The organism is Neobacillus vireti, from assembly GCF_001026695.1.
Classification (GTDB): Bacteria; Bacillota; Bacilli; order Bacillales; family Cytobacillaceae; genus Neobacillus; species Neobacillus vireti.
In genome coordinates this window covers 572,391-590,841 of the sequence record NZ_LDNB01000002.1, presented here as the reverse complement: position 1 = coordinate 590,841, position 18,451 = coordinate 572,391, and the positions used below count along the sequence as shown (strand labels likewise).

General features: G+C 39.4%; 17 protein-coding genes and 1 pseudogene. 6 read left to right on the top strand and 12 right to left on the bottom strand.

Annotation, left to right across the window (positions count from 1 at the left end; translation table 11 throughout):
• Positions 1-42: 42 nt before the first annotated feature.
• The 3 genes and pseudogenes from AA980_RS03205 to AA980_RS28210 all read right to left on the bottom strand — a co-directional run.
• Positions 43-1,521 carry a PAS domain-containing sensor histidine kinase gene (locus AA980_RS03205; RefSeq protein ID WP_024028325.1) on the bottom strand — a complete coding sequence of 493 codons (1,479 nt, stop codon included), beginning with the start codon at positions 1,519-1,521 and terminating at the stop codon, positions 43-45.
• Positions 1,522-1,746: 225 nt separating this feature from the next.
• On the bottom strand, positions 1,747-2,409 hold the full coding sequence (locus AA980_RS03200; RefSeq protein ID WP_024028324.1) for a DJ-1/PfpI family protein: 663 nt from the start codon (positions 2,407-2,409) through the stop codon (positions 1,747-1,749).
• 160 nt (positions 2,410-2,569) lie between these two features.
• Positions 2,570-2,702 (bottom strand): annotated as a pseudogene (locus AA980_RS28210) (hypothetical protein); the annotation flags it as partial.
• A 150-nt stretch (positions 2,703-2,852) separates the two neighbouring features.
• Between AA980_RS28210 and AA980_RS26045 the strand changes: the two are divergent.
• From AA980_RS26045 to AA980_RS03190, 4 genes are all read left to right on the top strand, one after another.
• Positions 2,853-2,966: a YjcZ family sporulation protein gene (locus AA980_RS26045; RefSeq protein WP_024028323.1), complete on the top strand. Its 114-nt coding sequence runs from the start codon at positions 2,853-2,855 to the stop codon at positions 2,964-2,966.
• A gap of 38 nt (positions 2,967-3,004) precedes the next feature.
• Positions 3,005-3,151: a YjcZ family sporulation protein gene (locus tag AA980_RS26040; RefSeq protein ID WP_024028322.1), complete on the top strand. Its 147-nt coding sequence runs from the start codon at positions 3,005-3,007 to the stop codon at positions 3,149-3,151.
• Positions 3,152-3,792: 641 nt separating this feature from the next.
• A complete protein-coding gene (locus AA980_RS03195) occupies positions 3,793-3,996 on the top strand; it encodes a spore germination protein GerPB (protein ID WP_024028321.1) in 204 nt (67 codons plus the stop codon).
• A gap of 147 nt (positions 3,997-4,143) precedes the next feature.
• A complete protein-coding gene (locus tag AA980_RS03190) occupies positions 4,144-5,130 on the top strand; it encodes an NADPH:quinone reductase (RefSeq protein WP_024028320.1) in 987 nt (328 codons plus the stop codon).
• 154 nt (positions 5,131-5,284) lie between these two features.
• On the opposite strand, the gene AA980_RS03185 is transcribed toward AA980_RS03190, so the two are convergent.
• The 7 genes from AA980_RS03185 to AA980_RS03155 all read right to left on the bottom strand — a co-directional run bounded on the left by AA980_RS03185 (position 5,285) and on the right by AA980_RS03155 (position 13,398).
• Positions 5,285-6,289, bottom strand: coding sequence for a quinone oxidoreductase family protein (locus AA980_RS03185; RefSeq protein ID WP_024028319.1), 1,005 nt, complete (start codon positions 6,287-6,289; stop codon positions 5,285-5,287).
• Between the two features lie 137 nt (positions 6,290-6,426).
• Positions 6,427-8,007 carry a class I adenylate-forming enzyme family protein gene (locus tag AA980_RS03180; protein ID WP_024028318.1) on the bottom strand — a complete coding sequence of 527 codons (1,581 nt, stop codon included), beginning with the start codon at positions 8,005-8,007 and terminating at the stop codon, positions 6,427-6,429.
• Positions 8,008-8,077: 70 nt separating this feature from the next.
• Positions 8,078-8,857: an enoyl-CoA hydratase/isomerase family protein gene (locus AA980_RS03175; RefSeq protein WP_024028317.1), complete on the bottom strand. Its 780-nt coding sequence runs from the start codon at positions 8,855-8,857 to the stop codon at positions 8,078-8,080.
• A gap of 136 nt (positions 8,858-8,993) precedes the next feature.
• Positions 8,994-10,175, bottom strand: coding sequence for a lipid-transfer protein (locus AA980_RS03170; protein WP_024028316.1), 1,182 nt, complete (start codon positions 10,173-10,175; stop codon positions 8,994-8,996).
• Between the two features lie 65 nt (positions 10,176-10,240).
• On the bottom strand, positions 10,241-11,011 hold the full coding sequence (locus tag AA980_RS03165) for a 3-hydroxyacyl-CoA dehydrogenase (protein WP_024028315.1): 771 nt from the start codon (positions 11,009-11,011) through the stop codon (positions 10,241-10,243).
• 14 nt (positions 11,012-11,025) lie between these two features.
• A complete protein-coding gene (locus AA980_RS03160) occupies positions 11,026-12,222 on the bottom strand; it encodes a CaiB/BaiF CoA transferase family protein (protein WP_024028314.1) in 1,197 nt (398 codons plus the stop codon).
• Between the two features lie 15 nt (positions 12,223-12,237).
• A complete protein-coding gene (locus tag AA980_RS03155; protein WP_024028313.1) occupies positions 12,238-13,398 on the bottom strand; it encodes an acyl-CoA dehydrogenase family protein in 1,161 nt (386 codons plus the stop codon).
• Between the two features lie 203 nt (positions 13,399-13,601).
• On the opposite strand from AA980_RS03155, the gene AA980_RS03150 reads away from it, so the two are divergent.
• Positions 13,602-15,338 (top strand): sigma-54-dependent Fis family transcriptional regulator, encoded by a 1,737-nt coding sequence (locus tag AA980_RS03150; RefSeq protein ID WP_024028312.1) that lies wholly within the window; start codon positions 13,602-13,604, stop codon positions 15,336-15,338.
• 44 nt (positions 15,339-15,382) lie between these two features.
• On the opposite strand, the gene AA980_RS03145 is transcribed toward AA980_RS03150, so the two are convergent.
• Positions 15,383-16,171 (bottom strand): enoyl-CoA hydratase/isomerase family protein, encoded by a 789-nt coding sequence (locus tag AA980_RS03145; RefSeq protein ID WP_024028311.1) that lies wholly within the window; start codon positions 16,169-16,171, stop codon positions 15,383-15,385.
• Positions 16,172-16,193: 22 nt separating this feature from the next.
• On the bottom strand, positions 16,194-16,616 hold the full coding sequence (locus tag AA980_RS03140) for a MaoC family dehydratase (protein ID WP_024028310.1): 423 nt from the start codon (positions 16,614-16,616) through the stop codon (positions 16,194-16,196).
• A gap of 330 nt (positions 16,617-16,946) precedes the next feature.
• Between AA980_RS03140 and hpaB the strand changes: the two genes are divergently transcribed.
• Positions 16,947-18,407: a 4-hydroxyphenylacetate 3-monooxygenase, oxygenase component gene (gene hpaB, locus AA980_RS03135; protein ID WP_047771242.1), complete on the top strand. Its 1,461-nt coding sequence runs from the start codon at positions 16,947-16,949 to the stop codon at positions 18,405-18,407.
• Positions 18,408-18,451: the final 44 nt, after the last annotated feature.

Genomic DNA, 18,451 nt, shown 5'->3' with positions numbered 1-18,451 from the left:
TCCTATAATTATGGCAAGGAAGATACTTAAATTTCATTTTAATTAAACACTAAGCGGTATCTGCATCTTCACACTTAGGCCCTTTCCAGGCTGTGAGGCAAAATCTATAGTTCCATTAAGGCTTTGGATCCGTTCTCTCATACCAGAGAGCCCCATACTTTTAAAGGACGGAGTCAATTTTTCAGCAGCAAAGCCGACGCCGTCATCCAAATAGTGAAGATGAATACATTCATCCGTTCTGATTAGATGAAAATGCAAATTACTAGCTTGGGAGTGTTTAGCGGCATTATTAAGGAGCTCTTGAATAATACGGTAAATTCCAATAGTTTCTTCTTCATTAATCACAAGGTTTTCCGTATTCTCAACTGAAAAAATAATTTTAAAGGTTGATGATACCTGAGTATAATCAAATAAATTTTCTAAGGCACTAATAAGGCCCGCTTCCCTTAAAAGCGGCGGCCGAAGCTCATTGCAGGTCATTCTAATTTGATGAATCGTGTCCAACAGTCCTTGCACAATTTCCTTAAGATGCCGGTCTACCTCACTATCAAATTGGTATTCCTTTAAAATCGATTCCAGGTTTCGATATAGAGCCAATTGTTCCTGCAGGACGGTATCGTGTAAATCACCAGATAATTTCATTCTTTGTTTTTCGGATAAGTTAAACAACAGTCTTAACATCCACTGTGGTTTCTCACTTTTTTGCATGGCAGTCTCCAATTGACTCATCAGACTCTCAATCACATTTAAGCTTTCAAAAACCATAACGGTGTAATGAACCAAGGTCTCCAGCCAAATCAAATCCATTGATTCTTTGATGGAAGAGGATTTCATCGTTAGAATATAAGCCAATTCCTTCCGGTCACCTATTAAAATATAAAACTTCTCGTTTTCAGAGCTTAGTTTTCCCACCGTTAAATTTGTCAAAACAATTGCCAGACTTACAGGATACTCCCCTTCCAGCACTTCTGATTCCCGATTATGTTTTACCAATTGCGGTGCAGAATCCGGGATTACAGTGTTAAGCTCATGTATCAGTCTGCTTTTCAGCTCCGACACCTTCATAACTCCAGATAAGTCCTGTGAGAAGTTTTTCAAGGAATTTTGCAGTTCTTGATATCGGTTCTTTCTGCGCTCAAGCTCTGATTCCATTTTTTTTCTCAATGTAACATCCCTTATCGACACTACGACAAGATTGTCGGGATGGTTTTGAACCGGCATGACCCGCGATTCAAAATATTTTAATTCACCGTTTTTATGAAACACGCGGTATTCGTCCATCCTTGGTTTCCCAGTCATGATCGCTTCTTCATGTGATGCCATCAACCGGTCCCGATCTTCCGGGGAAAGGGGGTCAAATGCATTGCTCCCAACAAATTCTTCTGGACCATAGCCTAAAATTGTTTCGACAGAAGGTGTAGCGAACTGTACGATTTGATTGTGGTCAACAATCAAAAGGATATCAAGTGTATGCTTTGCAATCGTTTCAAATTCCCAGTTCATATAGGTTTTATTTTCCAAACTTTCACCGCCTTTGGATAATCCTTCCTATATCTACCATTTTACACGATGAACTAAGAATTGAATACATTAATGTTCGTTCAATTTCGTACATTTTCGTTTCAACGGTCGGATATGAAAAAGAGTCTTTTCCCTCGAATGGCTGGTCAGTTTTAAACTAAACCACTACAAGTATATATAAAGGAGGAGATGCAATTCGTCACCCCCTCCAGCTTGTTGGTACAGTTAAATTTCAATATCCGCCTTTAATTTCCAGTCATATGGGTATTCTTCAGTAGCCGCCGTCCTTTCAGCCGCCGTTTCCCCCAATAGTTTTCCAACAAGATACAGTGACATGTCGATACCAGCAGATACACCTGCAGAGGTAAGAATATTTCCCTGATCGACATAACGCACCTTTGATACAACCGTAATATCTGGATATTTCGACTTCAAGTAATCCAAAGCTAGAAAGTGGGTGGTTGCTTTCTTTCCAGATAGAACCCCTGCCTCGGCCAAAATGACTGCACCTGAGCAAACAGACGCAACGATGCCGCCTGACACGTAGAAATCCGAAATCCACTTGATTAACTCTTTATTTTCAACACATTTATGGATGGAATATAACGGCCCGCCAGAAACAATTAAAATATCTATTTTAAAATCTTTGCTCTGAAAGCCATAATCAGGTTGGACCTTAAGGCCATTATGAGATGATATGATTCCCCCATTTTGAGAAATCGTTTTAACAATAAATGGTTTTTCCTCAATAGTTAAGCCTTTTGTTAACATTTTAGAAACTTTGTCATCTTCAAATACGGTAAGAGAAAATACTTCAAACGGTCCAGCATAATCTAGAACATCTACATCCTCAAAAAGCAATATACCTACATTCCATTGTTTTTTCATAATAATCCTCCCCACACTAATACATATTAAATGATACGTTCCTATCATAGAATTCAAGTAGTCTTTAAAAACCGCAAAAAATACGTAACCTCACGCAATAATCTTTCAGTTTCCCGCAAAATTGCCTAGGCAAAAAACAGCAGATGGCGAATTGAGATTTTTAGTCTTTCTTTGTCATGCATTTATAAAGATACACCGCGTCTTCCCCAATCCCAAAAAGTAGTGCCGATCCCCTACGGTGCTGCCATACCCAAGCCAAGAAAATAGAGTCCGTCAATTTCTGTTACCCCTCTTTGTTTTTATCATTAAATATTTGTAATGTTATCCTTTATATTACGTCTTCAAAAAAAATACGCATGGCAATTTCTTTTGGGACAGGTGCCCTACCAACTTTTTTCTTTTCACATAATTTGTTAAGAGTAACATGGGAGGAGGGTTTACACATGGGTGATGGAGCAGGATACGGTAATGGATTTGCATTGGTTGTTGTATTGTTCATCCTACTTATCATTATAGGAGCTTCCTTTTTGGGAGGCGGCTATGGTGGTTGGTATTAATGAGTAACTAAAATAATATCTTGAATGGAGGATTATCTATGGGATTCGGCTGGGGTGGCTGTGGATGCGGCTTCGGAGGTTACGGTTATGGTTACGGTGCTGGCTATGGTTACGGCGGAGGTTTCGCCTTAATCGTTGTATTGTTCATCTTATTAATCATTATTGGAGCAACAGTTTTTTATTAAATTAGGTCTCTGATTGTTTTGTTTGAAAAAGCCCTCCTGGTTTTAAGAGGGCTTTTTCATGTCTTTGTGCATTTTTTCCACATAAAGTATCTTTAGGGATATAGCGGTCCGGCTAAGACTAATCATAGTGTATGCAGGAGGCCATGTACTTAATCAATTTAACTAAGCCCTATTTTTAAATATCTAAATATTATTCTTTTTAGCCCTTTATTGGTGCTGCTTCCTAATGCCTGTATCATAGATTCTCTCCGGTTTTTCAAATTAATCCTAGTGTTGGCATCAATTTATTTAATCCATGAAAACCGAGACCATCAATCACATCACCTTCAAAAGAATAACGGGAACCATGGCATGGTCAATCCCATGACTCTTCAGCTTCATACCATTGACCACAGACCAGAAACGCGTTCCCAACCTATTTACATATCACCGGTGTTTTAAGGTAATAAAACTTGTTTCCGTGATTTATCCAACCAGTTTTCATTACTCCATTTCAGTCTAAATAGTACCAGTTGTTACCATAAGCTAACCAACCCTTTTCACCTCGCAATATAAGTTAATTTCTAGTTTCTTTTTGGCATTATTAATATTATCAGGAATGAACCTAACTTTTGATCATATATTAATATGAGGTGAATGAAATGGATAAACATATTAAACAAACATTTGATATACGTTTTTTGAAAATTGGCATAATCGCCAATGCTGGAGTTTTACAAATTGGTAGTGGAGCTGGTATAGCTCAACGTATCACTCATGTTGCTGGATATACTACAATCGGAACTACATTACATCCTCTATCAGCTTTTGCTGTCCCACTAGCAGGACCAGTACGTCGAAATTAAAAAATTTGCCACTTTTTATTTGGAACGGGGGCTTTATTTCTATAAACAGATATATCGGTCTTAATTTTTCCCAAAAAGGTTTTTTTGCACAAGGAGATAGTCTATCATAAAGAAGTTGTGATTTTACTTTAAACAGGGGGAAGCCGAATGAAAGCTATTCAAATGTCGTCCTTTGGGGAACCTGAAGTGTTAAAACTAGTAGAAGTTAACGAACCGGCACCGGCAGAAAACGAAGTGCGGGTAAGGCTTTATCATGCCGGCGTCAATCCAGCAGAAGCTTATATACGCGCAGGAGGTTATGCCTTTTTCTCACCGGACATGCCCTATATCTCTGGATTTGATGGTGCTGGTGTAGTGGATGAAGTTGGTCCGGGTGTCACTAGGCTCGAGGCAGGCGATCGGGTATTTGTCGCATCCACAATGGCAAAAAGAAAAACAGGAACATATGCGGAAAAAGTGGTTTGTGATGTGGAAGCCGTACATAAATTGCCCGAATCAGTAAGCTTTGAGCAGGGAGCAGCACTTGGCATTCCTGTCACTGCTGCCTATCGTGCCCTTTTTCACCGGGCACATTTAAAACCGGGAGAAACAGTATTGGTCCATGGGGCTTCCGGCGGTGTAGGTACCTTAGCTGTACAACTGGCTAAATATGCAGGTGCGAAAGTAATCGGAACTGCCGGCACAGAAGAAAGCATGGATATCGTAAGAAAATCTGGTGCTGACGCCGTCCTTAACCACAATCAGTCTGGTTATTTAGAAGCAATCCCTTCCATTACAAACGGTGCTGGCGTTGATGTTGTCATTGAAATGCTGGCCAATGTCAATCTAGAAGAGGACCTAAAGCTGATCAACAAGTTCGGCCGGGTGGTCGTAATAGGCAACCGTGGATCATTGGATTTCAATCCCCGCTTGACAATGGCCAAAGAAGCCGATGTCCTTGGAATGGCCGTTTGGAATGCACCTTTAGATGAATTTAATGAAAGTCTGATTGCAGTTGAAGCAGCACTGAAGAACGGTGGACTTCAGCCATTCGTAGGAACAATCCTGCCGCTTGAAGAAGCAGCCAATGCACATATCCAGATTTTAAGCAGCAATGCAAAAGGTAAAATGGTATTGGAAATCGGAAAAAAGTAATGATAAAGGCTACCTACTATCAGGTCGGTAGTCTATTGTCATATCCATTAAAATCAAATCTATCCGAACCGATTAACAGAGAGCTTTCTTTGCTCTTGCGTGAAGGAGTGGACGTCTTCGAAATTTAGTCCACTCCCTTTGCACCCAACCCCACTTAATCAATCTCTAACGTAATTTTTCCGAAATTGTTTCCATTATTCATGTAAAGCTGCGCTTCCACTGTTTGTTCCAATGAGAATGAGCGATCAATGACCGGATGAAGCCGATGTTCGTTAACAAACTTCAGCATTTGAGTGAATTCTCGGGGGCTCCCCAATGCAGTTCCCCTAATATCCATATCTTTAAAGAAAATTCTCGGAAGAATAAATTCAGAGACAGGACCGTTTGTTGCCCCGAACGTTACGATACGTCCACCTTGAGCAGCTAAGTAAATAAGATCATTAAACCCTGATCCGCCAACACCATCAACAATCAAATCGGCAGCCCCAATCGTTTTTCGCATTTGTTTTACCCAATTTTCGGAGCGATAGTTGAATCCCCCTAATGCTCCAAGCTGTTTTGCTCTTTCAATTTTCTCATCGCTGCTTGATGTGACAAAAACGTTTGCTCCTTTTGCAACGGCCATTTGCAGCAAATAAAGGGCAACTCCGCCTCCTATTCCTGGGATCACGACTGTTTCACCTTTTTGCACTTCACCTTTTGAAATAAGTGCACGATATGCTGTTAATCCTGCAAGTGGTAGTGCTGCAGCTTCTTCCCATGTTAAATATTCCGGCTTCGGAAAGATGTTTTCTGAGGGTGCAACAACATATTCGGCATACGTTCCATCTGTCGGCATGCCTAGAACATTAAAATCAGAATTTGAAATTCGATCATCTTCACCCCAGCTTAATCCAGGATTAATGACAACCTCGCTTCCGATCTTAAAGTTATCGACGTTTTCTCCGATGGCAGCAATAACTCCAGCTCCATCTGATCCTAAAATAGAAGGAAGTTTCACACCGGGATATTTGCCGTATGTGATAAACACATCCCTGCGGTTCAATGCAGCATATTTCAATTTCACTAGAACCTCGCCTGCTTTAGGTGCCGGCGATTCAACTTCTTCATAGCGAAGTTTTTCAGGGCCTCCTTTTTCTTTCAATATAATTGCTTTCATGAAGGAACCCCCTTTTATTTCATACCATTATAAAGATATACAGATTTAGACTGCCTTACTAATTGGATTATTATGATCGAATAATATAACTGGAACTACTTCAATCTCCAATTCCTATTCAGTTCCAGGTGGGGAACTTAATGTACCTTTCTTGTTTGCCCCTGCCAATATCGCTCCCTTACGGATCTACGTAAAATCTTTCCAACGGCAGTCGTTGGAAGCTCATCAACGAATCTGACGGATTTTGGAGCCTTGTATTTCCCTATCTTTTGTAAAGTAAATTCAATCAACTCTTCTTTTGTAATTTTCATACCCTCGTTAATTACTACTTCGGCATGAACAGCTTCTCCCCATTCCTCGTGAGGGATACCAACAACGGCACTTTGCTGTACTGCTGGGTTAGCATTGAGGGCATTTTCAACTTCAATGGCATAGACATTAAAACCACCGGTTATGATCATATCCTTCTTTCGGTCAACTATATAAAAATACCCATCCGCATCTACAAAGCCCATATCTCCAGATTTCCAAAATCCATTTGAAAAACCAGCGTCTGTTTCTTCAGGCGCTTTATAGTAACCTTTTATTACCGACTCGCTTCTGATCCAAATCTCACCAATCCCGCCAACAGGAACCTCATTTCCCTCTTCATCAAAGATCCCCATTTCTACACCACATAACGGTCTTCCAGTGGATGAAATTCTTTTACGATCCTGTTCTGTTTCGATAACATGGTCTTTTTTACCTAAAACCATTACTAGAGGCCAGGCCTCGGTTGAGCCGTATACTTGAATAAAAATATTGCCCAATTTATTTTGCAGACTTTCTAATTTTGCAGGACTCATTGGTGCTGCTCCATAGAATACCTTATTCAAACTGGTGAGATTATACTTTTTCTCTAGCCCAAGATCTAGAAGTCTATATAATAATGTTGGAACTACAAATGCAGAGGTTAGTTGATGATCCTGGATTGCTTCACATAAATGCTCTGGATTTGGCAAATTAATAGTGTAATTGGTTCCTCCCTTAAAGTAGACCGGTAATACGAATAACGCTGTTCCATGACTTAAAGGTGCTACATGGAGGAGTTTCATATGATTGTCAAAGAGATTTTCGGGATGAGAGATCGATTGGGAAACGGCAGCCATCATATTTTTCAGTGTATACATAGCACATTTTCCTCTACCCGTCGTTCCACCAGTAAAACGATAAAGAACTATATGTTCGTCCAGTTCATACTCTACATTGGTCTCAGCGTCACTTTCGCCCCTTATTAAATCCCAGAAATAATGTACACCGTTCTGCTCGCTTGCCGGTTGATCCATAACGATAATCTCAATCCCCCGGGCTCTAAGGGCTTCATAGTATTCGCTTTTGCTGAGTAACACTCTTTCTACAAAGATAACCTTTGGACTCAAGTAGTCTATTTGATACATATGTTCTTCGAATGAGTCTCGATAATTCAACCAGACCGCACTTGCTTCGCCTTTCCACATCCAATGGGTAAATAAACTGTTGTTGTCGTTTTCTAATAAACAGGCAAAGACATCCCCTGCAGTTAATCCAAATTGGTTTTTCATCATATTGCAAATTCTATTAGTGAGAAGATGTAGCTCTTTAAAAGTAAAACTGCGATTTCTTTCAATATTGACTAGGGCAATACGATCTTGCCAATGTTTAGCCTGTTGAAGCATCAATCTACCAAAATTCACCTTCATATTAATCCCCCTCTAATATTGGCCATTCAATAATTTTCAAACCTTCTATTACTTCAACTATACTTTAGCCCTAATACCCAAGAAATTTAGGTTCCCTTTTTTCTTGAAATGCCTTTCTTCCCTCTGAAAAATCCTTTGTTTGAAAAATAACCGATTGCCCATATGCCTCCAGTTCTAGTACATCTTCTAATGACAAATGTGTGGATTGGTGCATTATACGCTTTGCAATTCCAATAGCCTTGGTTGGTCCATTAGCTAATAAAAGTGCAAGATCCCTCCCCCTCTCTATAGCCTGTCCCTCTGGTACAACCTCATTGATTAGCCCATTTTCCAAGGCTGTAATACTATTAATCTTTTTTCCTGTAAAAATGAGCTCGGCTGCTTTATGCATCCCAATTTTTTGTGGAAGGAAATATAATCCCCCCAAATCCGGAATGGCTCCCACCTTTGCAAATATTTCTGAAAAGACAGCGGTTTCATCTGCAACGATTAAATCACAGGCAAAACTTAAATTACACCCTGCACCAACTGCTGGACCATGCACAGACGCCACCACGGGTTTTTCCATATTATAGAGGCCCGTAATTGCTTCGTGACCCTTTTGCAAGAATTCTTTTACTTCTACTGGATTTGAACTGTCAATTCCAAAATCCTTCAAATCTCCACCTGAACAGAATCCTTTTCCGCTTCCATATAATAAAACTGAGCGAATAGCTGAATTACTCTTTGCCTCTCTAACTGCTTCTACTAAACCCGAAAGTAACTCTAAATTTAGTGCATTAAGCAGATTAGGACGATTAAGTTCTATTTCATAAACGCCATCATTAAGTACCGTATTAACTGCTGACATAATCCTTCCTCCCTATACACAAATCCATTAAAAGTTCCTATCTTTTAATAACCGCGGCTTTATGTCTTAAACAGATTTAACGAAGGGTATAAATTTACAAAGTACATTGCAAATTAGATAAGAATTTAAACTACGTTCACCCTTTTTGATATAAAGTAACGACACAAGCACCGCCAAGTCCCAAATTATGTTGCAGGGCAATCCTAGCTCCTTCTACTTGCCGATTACCAGCATCTCCTCGCAAATGCCAAACTAGTTCCGTACATTGCGCTAAACCGGTCGCCCCAAGTGGATGACCTTTAGACATTAGCCCCCCGGATGGATTGACAACACATTTTCCTCCATAAGTATTATCTCCATCCTTTATGAGTTTTTCTGCTTCCCCTTCCCCGCAAAGCCCTAATCCTTCATAGGTGATCACTTCATTTGGAGTAAAGCAATCATGCAGCTCAATGACATTTACATCCTCTGGACCAATGCCTGCCTTTTGATAAACCTCTTTGGCAGCACGAGCGGTCATTCCATAGCCAACCAAATGGAGGTTATCCTCATTAATACTATTAGGTAAATCAGTAGTCATGGATTGGGCGACTATTTTTACTGCTTGATGGATATTATGATTCTTCGCAAAAGAATCACTACAGACAACCACAGCTGCTGCACCGCATGTAGGGGGACATGCCATTAATCTTGTGAGACCGGGATATATAACGTGTGAATTCATAACATCTTCCAATTGGATCTCTTCCGTAAATAAAGAATAAGGATTGTTTACAGCATGTTTTCTTGTCTTTACAGCTACTTTGCCATAAATTTCAGGGCTTACATTGTATTTTTCAAGATACTCCAAGGCAGTTGCCCCAAAGACTTTTAATGCAACCGGACCTTCAGGTAATTCGCTATTTAATTGGCTAAAACGATTATAAACCCATTGAAATGGTGATGTCCTATCTGTCCAATGTTCACCTAAAGCCCCTGGCTGCATTTCTTCAAATCCAAATGCAAGAACACAGTCAGCTGCCCCAGACTCTACTGCTTGTCGAGCCAAATAAAGAGCCGTTGAGCCTGAAGAACAATTATTATTTACATTAATAATTGGAATACCCGTCATCCCCACTTGATATAAAGCTGTTTGACCACATGTGCTATCTCCATAAACATAGCTAGCATACGCCTGCTGGACCTCTGATAAATCAATACCCGCATCATTTAGTGCCCCTTTGATAGCTTTTGATGCCATAATTTCATAAGGTTCATTCCTGCCTGGCTTTTCGAATTTCACCATGTTTACCCCAGCAACATTTACTTGATTCGTCATATAGAATCCCTCCAGTTTGATATTCTTAAAGTTACTAGGTTTATCCGATTTAAAACAGATTAGTATTATCTTGGGGACATACGAATTCCACCATCTAAACGAATGACCTCTCCATTTAAATATTCATGCTCCATAATAAAGGTTGTCAGCTCGGCAAATTCGGAAGGACGCCCTAATCGCTTCGGAAATTCCACGCTTTCAGATAATTTCTGAATTACCTTTTCAGACAAAGTGGCCGCCATGGGTGTAATGAATAAGCCTGGTGCAATTGTGTTTACACGAATACCAAATTCCGAAAGGTCGCGGGAGACAGGTAATGTCATCCCTGCTACCCCTGCTTTACTTGCTCCATATGCCGCCTGCCCCATTTGTCCATCAAATGCAGCGACAGAAGCAGTGTTAATGATGACGCCTCTCTCACCTGAGTCAGTAACAGGTTCGTTATTTTTCATTTCATTTGCTGCTAATCTTAATACATTAAACGTTCCAATTAAGTTAATACCTATAACCTTATTAAAATCTTCAAGTGGTAATGGACCCTTTTTGCCAATGGTTTTCCCTGGTGTACCAACGCCAGCACAGTTTACACAAATATGAATCGCCCCAAATACATCGATTGCTTGTTTGATTCCTTTTTGGACTGACTCATCATCTGTTACATTCACTATCGTATATTGAACCCGATCCCCCAGTTGTTCAACTGCTTCCCTGGCTTTAACTTCATTTAAATCAAAGATAACAACCTTAGCACCTTTCTCTACTAATCTAGTTACTGTTGCTAATCCTAATCCTGATGCTCCACCTGTTACAACAGCGACCTTATCTTTTATATTCATATTCCAACATCTCCTTAGCTTTTTACTTGCCTTCCAAAAATCCCTTTATTAGATAATCCATCAATCGTTTCCTGATTAAAGCCTGCCTCTTTCAAAATATCTTCTGAATGGGTTCCTGTTTGTGTGCCCGAAAAACGGTACTCCACAGGCTGTGTTGAAAATTTAATGGGAAAGGCGATTTGCTTTTGTGTACCGCCCTCTGACTTTGGTACGGATACAACTAAATTCCTCGCCTTTATTTGTGGATGCTGAACTGATTCAGAGAATGTTAGAACGGGTTCAACACAACCATCAAAACTGTCCCCAAGTATCGTTAGCCACTCTTCAAATGTCTTTTGCTTAAAAGCCTCCGTAAGTTTCTTTTTAAAAGCTTGCTGATCCTCATTACGGTGACTGCCGCTTAAATCTTTTAACTTGCTGTCCCCTATTAATTCACAAAGTCTTGCTTGAAATTGCGGCTCCAAACTGCCGACGGAAAAATAACGATGATTCTTCGTCTCATAATAGTCATAAAACGATCCGCCATTAAGCAGGAGGGATTCTGCCTCCGGCTCAACCCCTCCTGCTAAATATCCGGAGCCATATAGCGCATTTAAGGCAAAAACTGAATCGGTTATACTAATATCGATGTGTTGCCCTTCACTGGTTTGTTCACGGTGATAAACAGCCGCTAATATGCCAATGATTGCAGGCATTGATCCTCCTGCAAGATCCGCAACCTGGATTCCAGCTGGAACAGGGGTTTGATTTTTTCTTGATGAATAACTTGCAGCTCCCGCTAAAGACAAATAATTAATATCATGTCCGGCCTTATCCCGAAGCGGTCCTGTTTGTCCATAACCTGTAATCGAACAAAAAATCACTTTAGGATTGATCTTTTTTAGAGTTTCATAGCCAATACCCAATTTATCCATAACACCCGGCCGAAACTGCTCAACGACGATGTCATAGTCGTGAACCAATTTGTATATGACTTCTCTCGCTTCCTCCAGCTTTAAATCCAATGCTAAAGAACGCTTTGAACGGTTAAGATGTCCAAATGCCGCCGATACGTCACCATCCATCGGTTCGATCATCTTCGTTAAATCCACTCGATAAGGTGATTCGACTTTTAACACATCAGCACCCATATCTGCTAGCATCATCGTAGCAAAAGGACCTGGCAATAGGGTCGAGAAATCAAGAACTTTCAAACCTGATAATATGCCCATACTTAACCTCCAAACCTATTTTCCCAAAACATCTTTACCGATAATTTCTTTCATAATTTCAGAGGTTCCGCCATATATTCGTTGCACCCTTGCATCTGCATAGGCCCTTGATATTGGATACTCTTTCATATAACCATAACCGCCAAATAATTGTAGGCAGCCATCCACTACTCTGCCTTGTGCTTCGGTAGCGGACAATTTTGCAATACTTGCGTCAGCAGTGGATAGATTTTTTTTCTCAAGGGCGTTTAAACATTGGTTTACATAGGCTCGATTTACTTTCGCCTCTGTTGTCATTTCGGCAATTTTATGACGGATAACCTGTAATTGACTGAGCGGTTTTCCAAAGGCTTCTCTTTCATGAAGATATTGAACTGTAATCTCTAAGGCACCTTCCATGGCCCCGCAAGCTGAAACAGCAAGTGTGGTTCTTTCTCGTGGCAACTCCTGCATCAATGCGATAAATCCACAATCAAGTTCACCTAATATTTGCCTTGGTGAGACAGTAACACCATCAAAAAATAATTCGGATGTATCCGCAGAGTGCAGCCCTATTTTCTTTAACTTTTTCCCTTTGATTAACCCGGTTGTATCCGCATCAACAATAAAGAGAGTCGTCCCTTTTGAAGCAGGGACTGCTTGTGTCGTTTTAGCTACAACAATAACAAAATCAAAGTTCTGGCCATTCGAAATAAAGGTTTTTGACCCGTTGATTACGTAATCACCCGTAACTGTATCTTTTATCGCCGATGTTTTTATTCCCTGTAAATCACTCCCGGTACTTGGTTCAGTCATTGCAATTGCGCCAACATATTCTCCAGACGCCATTTTAGGTAAATAATGGGCTTTCTGTTCCTCCGTCCCTGCGTTTAAAATATAATGGGCAACAATATTTGAATGAACGGCTAAATTTGTAAAAACAGAACCGTAGCAAAGTCTACTAAATTCATCGATAATACTGGCCGCAAAGTGTAACGGTGCCCCTAATCCACCATATTGTTCAGGAATATCCACACAAAGCAAACCGGCATCCCCAAGCTTTCTCCATAACTCTCTTGGGAATATTCCTTCTTCTTCCCATTTGCTGTAATAGGGCTCAATCTCTTTTTTAGCGAAGCCTTCAATTGATTTTTTAAACAATGTAATCTCTTCTTCAATGGCTATTGACTGTTTCACCTTTTTTCCTCCCTTTATTCCCTTCTATCTATTTATCTGCAACTTTCATGCCAAGATTTCCATCCGTATTTAAAGCTATTTATAGTATAAAAGTGTAAACTTATATTGACGTAATATTGTAAATTGTTAATTATTTTTACAATCTTCTGTTAACACCCTCAGATTCATTTGTTATAATGGGCATGAATAGGGGGTGATAGGATATGCTTATTTCCGATCTCATGACAACAAATTTTATTTGCTGCACCAAAGAGCAAACATTAAAAGAAGTTCGTCCAATGTTTACAAAAACTTACTCAAACATTCTCCCCGTGGTGGATGACTCCAATAAATTGATTGGAATCATTACAAAGAATAAAATTTTTCAAATCTTAACTACCCAGCCGTCATTAGATATGACTATTGACAAAATTTATAATGCTAATCCGATCTTTCTTAATCCAACTGACCATGTAGAAGAAACAAGAAAATTATTGCTAAAATATAATGTTGGGCATGCACCAGTGGTTAATGAGGATATGATTCCAGTTGGTGTCATGTCAACAAAACAATTACTGTCATCCTATAGCACTGTTTATAGTCAATTATCTTCCGTACTTGAATTCGCTTATGACGCTATTATTCTTGTGAATCAGAAGGCAGAGATTACGATGGTGAATAAAGGCTTCACAGATTTATTTGGCTTAACAAGGAAAGAAGCTCTAAATAAATCTACAACTGAATTGTTTCCTGAACTTAATATTGAAATGGTTATTAAAACCGGCATCAGCATTCACAATACCCCGCATATTATTGATGGGCAACAATCACTCCTATCGATTTTGCCTATTAGGGAAAATGGCGAAGTTATTAGTGCGATTTGTAAAGTAACCTATCGGGGGCTAACCCATTTACATGAAGCCTTAACGAAAGTGAAAAAACTTGAGAAAAAACTATCTTATTATCAAAATGAAATCAACGAAATGAAGGGTACGAAATACACATTATTTGATATTGCTGGAGAATCAGAGAGGATCAGGAAAGTTAAGCATGAAGCAACTCTAGCCTCTAAAAGTATGTCTACGGTTTTGATTATTGGTGAAAGCGGTACAGGAAAAGAGTTATTTGCACAAGGAATCCATGCGACCTCAAGTCAAAAAGGGACTTTTGTTCAGGTTAATTGTGCTGCAATTCCCCCTGAACTACTTGAATCTGAACTTTTTGGCTATGAGGACGGTGCCTTTACAGGTGCAAAAAAAGGAGGAATGAAGGGTAAATTTGAATTGGCACAAAACGGGACGATCTTTTTAGATGAGATTGGGGATATGCCTATTACTCTTCAGACGAAAATCTTACGAGTGCTGCAGGAAAAAGAATTTCAGCCAATCGGCAGCCCGAGAACTATTCATCTAAATACAAAAATCATTGCTGCCACGAACCAAAATCTCGAAAAACTAGTTGCAGAAGGAAAGTTCAGAGAGGATTTATACTATCGATTAAATATCATACGATTAGATATTCCCCCTTTAAGAGAGAGAATGGATGATCTGCCAGATATCATCCAGGCGGTTATCCAACGTTTGAGCGACAGTGGATTTTACATTAGAGGAGTCACACATTCAGCTTTAACCAAACTAATGAAACACGCATGGCCGGGAAATGTAAGAGAATTACAAAATGTTCTTGAGCGGGCAGCAAACCTTAAAACAGGTGATTATATAGATGCTGAAGATATTCCCACTTTCAACCAAAACAATGAGAAAAATGATTTCGTTCATCAATCAACTTCTACATATAAAGATAAAATCCTTTCGACCGAAAGGGACATGATCATCTCCGCCTTAAAAGAGGCAAAGGGAAATAAAACAAAGGCAAGTCAATTACTTGGGATAAGCAGGCCATGGCTATATAATAAAATGAAAAAATATAACTTGGAATATTCCATAATTGAAAAAGAGTGAGACTAGCCTGTAATAGGTTAACCTCACTCCGCTATACTTTTTAGTTAATATCCTTTAAAATTCGGGGTTCTCTTTTCCGTGAATGCGGATATACCTTCACGAAAGTCATGGGACTGAGTGTGATTCTTAAGTGCTAATAATTCCTGTCTTAATGCAATTTCTAATGGCTGTTCTAGCCCATCCTCAACAAGCCTTTTCATTTCTTTTAAAACGAGTGGACTCTTCGTTGAGATTTTATCTGCTATTTCTTGGACGAATCCCTCTAGGTTTTCAGGTGCTACTACTTCATTTACTAGCCCAAAATCTTTCATTTCTTTTGCAGAAATAAAATCACCTGTGAATAACAGATACTTTGCACGGTTTATTCCGACTTTGCGGGGAAGCCTTACTGCCCCGCCTGCACCCGGAAGAACTCCAAAGTTTGAATGAGCGTCTCCTATTTTAGCTATTTCAGAGGCAATAATAATGTCCGCTGTCATCGCAAGTTCTAGCCCTCCAGCCAAGGTAATCCCATTTAAAGCTGCAATTAATGGTTTAGAAAAGCGATTAAGCCTTTCAAAAAGTTTTCCCGCCAAATCAAGCAATCCATCTTGCCCATCCGGGTCTTTCTCCAAATCCCCCAGTAGTTCCTTTAAATCTGCACCTGCACAAAACGCTTTACCCTTCCCGCATAACACAAGTACACGGACTGATTCATCCTGTTCAATTTCTTCCAGTACATGGAGTATTTCTTCCATCAAAGCTTTTGATAAAGAATTCATATTTTCTGGCCGATTCAAATAAATCCAAGCAGTTTGCCCGTTTCTTTCATGAACAATATGTTTATAACCCACTAGTAATAGACCCCTTCATCTTTTATTTCGATATCAAAGCAGACATTTCTGCACTAAATACTTGAGTACCATTTTGGTTATAGGATGAAAGTAACCAGGTAATTTCACCAGTTCTTTTTCTTTCCTCTTTTTTTATAATCTCAACGACAACATGAAGGGTATCGCCGGGATACACTGGTTTAGTAAATTTAAGGTTATTCATAGCTGTTCCGGCAATTACATCATCCCCAAATACCTCTGATTCGGCCCATAATTTAAAAGAAATAGAGAGGGTATGTAACCCTGAAGCAATAATTCCCTTAAACCTGCTTTGTTTTGCTTTCTCCTCATCAATATGCATGTACTGCGGATCGAATTGTGTGGCAAAAGTAACAATCTCTTCTTTACTTACCTTATAAGACGATGTCTCAAATATCTTACCAACAGGTATTTCATCAAATTTCATTTTTTCACCCCACTTAGCTACCGAAAGCCATTAATAAGATTTATATAGATTCACACCTCCAGATAAAAATTCCAATCTTTCTATAAGACTTGCAAGAACTATGCCAATCATATATTTTGCGATTAATTTGTATTTAACGTTTATTTTGAAATTAATACCGTAAACAACACTTTACAAATAGTGTAAAGTGTTTAGTTTTATAAACGTAATTCACTATCGCCCTATTTATTTTTAGACGCCAAAATAAAGAACAAATTGGTACCTTTTCCAATAAAATAAAACTAGCTAATTATTCTAAGAAATGACCCATGGCATTTAAGGAGTGGTCATATGGGAACCATCAACGGAAAAGAATTCATCGACCGGATCAATCAGCTTAATACTGATATTTGGTTAGACGGAGAAAAGATTGGGGATAAACTATCTGAGCATCCTGCCTTCAAAGGACTTATCCATAGCAAAGCATCGCTTTATGATTTGCAGAGCAAACCAAACTTAAAGTCCAAGTTGACATACCAAGCGCCAGATACAGGAGAAACAATCGGAATGTCCTACCTGCAGCCAAAAACCAAAAGGGATTTGAAGAAAAGAAGGACAATGTTTGAAATTTGGGCAAAACATACAAATGGGATGATGGGAAGAAGTCCCGATTATATGAATACGACTGTCATGGCATTTGCCTCTTCCACAGCCTTCCTTGCGGGGAAAGAAAATTGTTTCCCAGAAAATATCCAATCCTTATATGAAAGGGCTAAAAAAAAGGACCTTTCATTTACTCATACCTTTATCACACCGCAGGTGAACCGTTCACAATACCATTTTGAATCATCGAAGGAACCGATTGCCGCCAAAGTGATTGGTCAAAATGAAAAAGGCATCATTATTAAAGGTGCCCGTTTGCTGGCAACACAAGGAGGTTTAACCGATGAAGTGCTCGTGTATTCAGCAGGGGGAGTTTTTAGTGAAGATGAGGCTTACGCTTTTTCAATTCCGACAGATACGGCAGGATTAAAATTTATTTGCCGGGAATCTTTTGTCGGCGGGGAATCTTTTTTTAATTATCCATTAAGTTCACGGTTTGAAGAAATGGATACGATCCTTGTCTTTGACAATGTGTTAGTTCCATGGGAATGTGTGTTTTTTTACAAAAATATTGAAGTGGCTAATCAGTTCATACTCCAAAGTCCTTTTTATTCCTTCGCATTCCACCAAGTAATAACCAGACAAATTGTAAAAACAGAATTTCTTTTAGGTGTTGCTGAGCTTCTTGTCGAGACGATTAATATTAGTGAATTTCAGCATGTCCAGGAAAAGCTTTCGGAAATCATCATTGGTCTTGAAACGATGAAGGCCCTTTTAGCTAAATCCGAAGCAGAAGCAAAATTAGATGAGTTTGGCAACATAAGACCTTATTTAATCCCGCTTCAGGCAGCTAGTAATATTTTTCCGAAAATTTATCCGAGATTCAGTGAAATTATTCAAATTATTGGGGCGAGCGGCTTGGTATCCTTACCGACTGAAAAAGACTTTGATTCGGATTTAAGAACGGATTTGGACCAGTATCTTCAGGGAGCCAACGCCAACGCACTAGACCGTGTAAAACTATTTCGCTTAGCATGGGATTTAACGATGAGTTCATTTGGCACAAGACAAACCCAATATGAAAGATACTTCTTTGGAGATCCAATCCGACTGTCAAGCCAATTCTACAAAAGTTACCCAAAAGATCAGTATGTAGAGCGGATAGTCGATTTCTTGAATATAAGGGGGATCGATAAGGAAGAGTGTTAATCGGGGCTCTCTTCTTTTGTAATCCCACTAAACATATTGTAATT

Coding starts and splice junctions, on each gene's coding strand:
- AA980_RS03170 (WP_024028316.1), bottom strand. CDS start 10,175: ATGACGAATCAAGTAAATGTTGCTGGGGTAAACATGGTGAAATTCGAA.
- hpaB (WP_047771242.1), top strand. CDS start 16,947: ATGGGAACCATCAACGGAAAAGAATTCATCGACCGGATCAATCAGCTT.
- AA980_RS03175 (WP_024028317.1), bottom strand. CDS start 8,857: ATGTCAGCAGTTAATACGGTACTTAATGATGGCGTTTATGAAATAGAA.
- AA980_RS03165 (WP_024028315.1), bottom strand. CDS start 11,011: ATGAATATAAAAGATAAGGTCGCTGTTGTAACAGGTGGAGCATCAGGA.
- AA980_RS03200 (WP_024028324.1), bottom strand. CDS start 2,409: ATGAAAAAACAATGGAATGTAGGTATATTGCTTTTTGAGGATGTAGAT.
- AA980_RS03140 (WP_024028310.1), bottom strand. CDS start 16,616: ATGAAATTTGATGAAATACCTGTTGGTAAGATATTTGAGACATCGTCT.
- AA980_RS26045 (WP_024028323.1), top strand. CDS start 2,853: ATGGGTGATGGAGCAGGATACGGTAATGGATTTGCATTGGTTGTTGTA.
- AA980_RS03185 (WP_024028319.1), bottom strand. CDS start 6,289: ATGAAAGCAATTATATTGAAAGAAAAAGGAGGCCCTGAAAAACTTCGC.
- AA980_RS03190 (WP_024028320.1), top strand. CDS start 4,144: ATGAAAGCTATTCAAATGTCGTCCTTTGGGGAACCTGAAGTGTTAAAA.
- AA980_RS26040 (WP_024028322.1), top strand. CDS start 3,005: ATGGGATTCGGCTGGGGTGGCTGTGGATGCGGCTTCGGAGGTTACGGT.
- AA980_RS03160 (WP_024028314.1), bottom strand. CDS start 12,222: ATGGGCATATTATCAGGTTTGAAAGTTCTTGATTTCTCGACCCTATTG.
- AA980_RS03150 (WP_024028312.1), top strand. CDS start 13,602: ATGCTTATTTCCGATCTCATGACAACAAATTTTATTTGCTGCACCAAA.
- AA980_RS03180 (WP_024028318.1), bottom strand. CDS start 8,007: ATGAAGGTGAATTTTGGTAGATTGATGCTTCAACAGGCTAAACATTGG.
- AA980_RS03195 (WP_024028321.1), top strand. CDS start 3,793: ATGGATAAACATATTAAACAAACATTTGATATACGTTTTTTGAAAATT.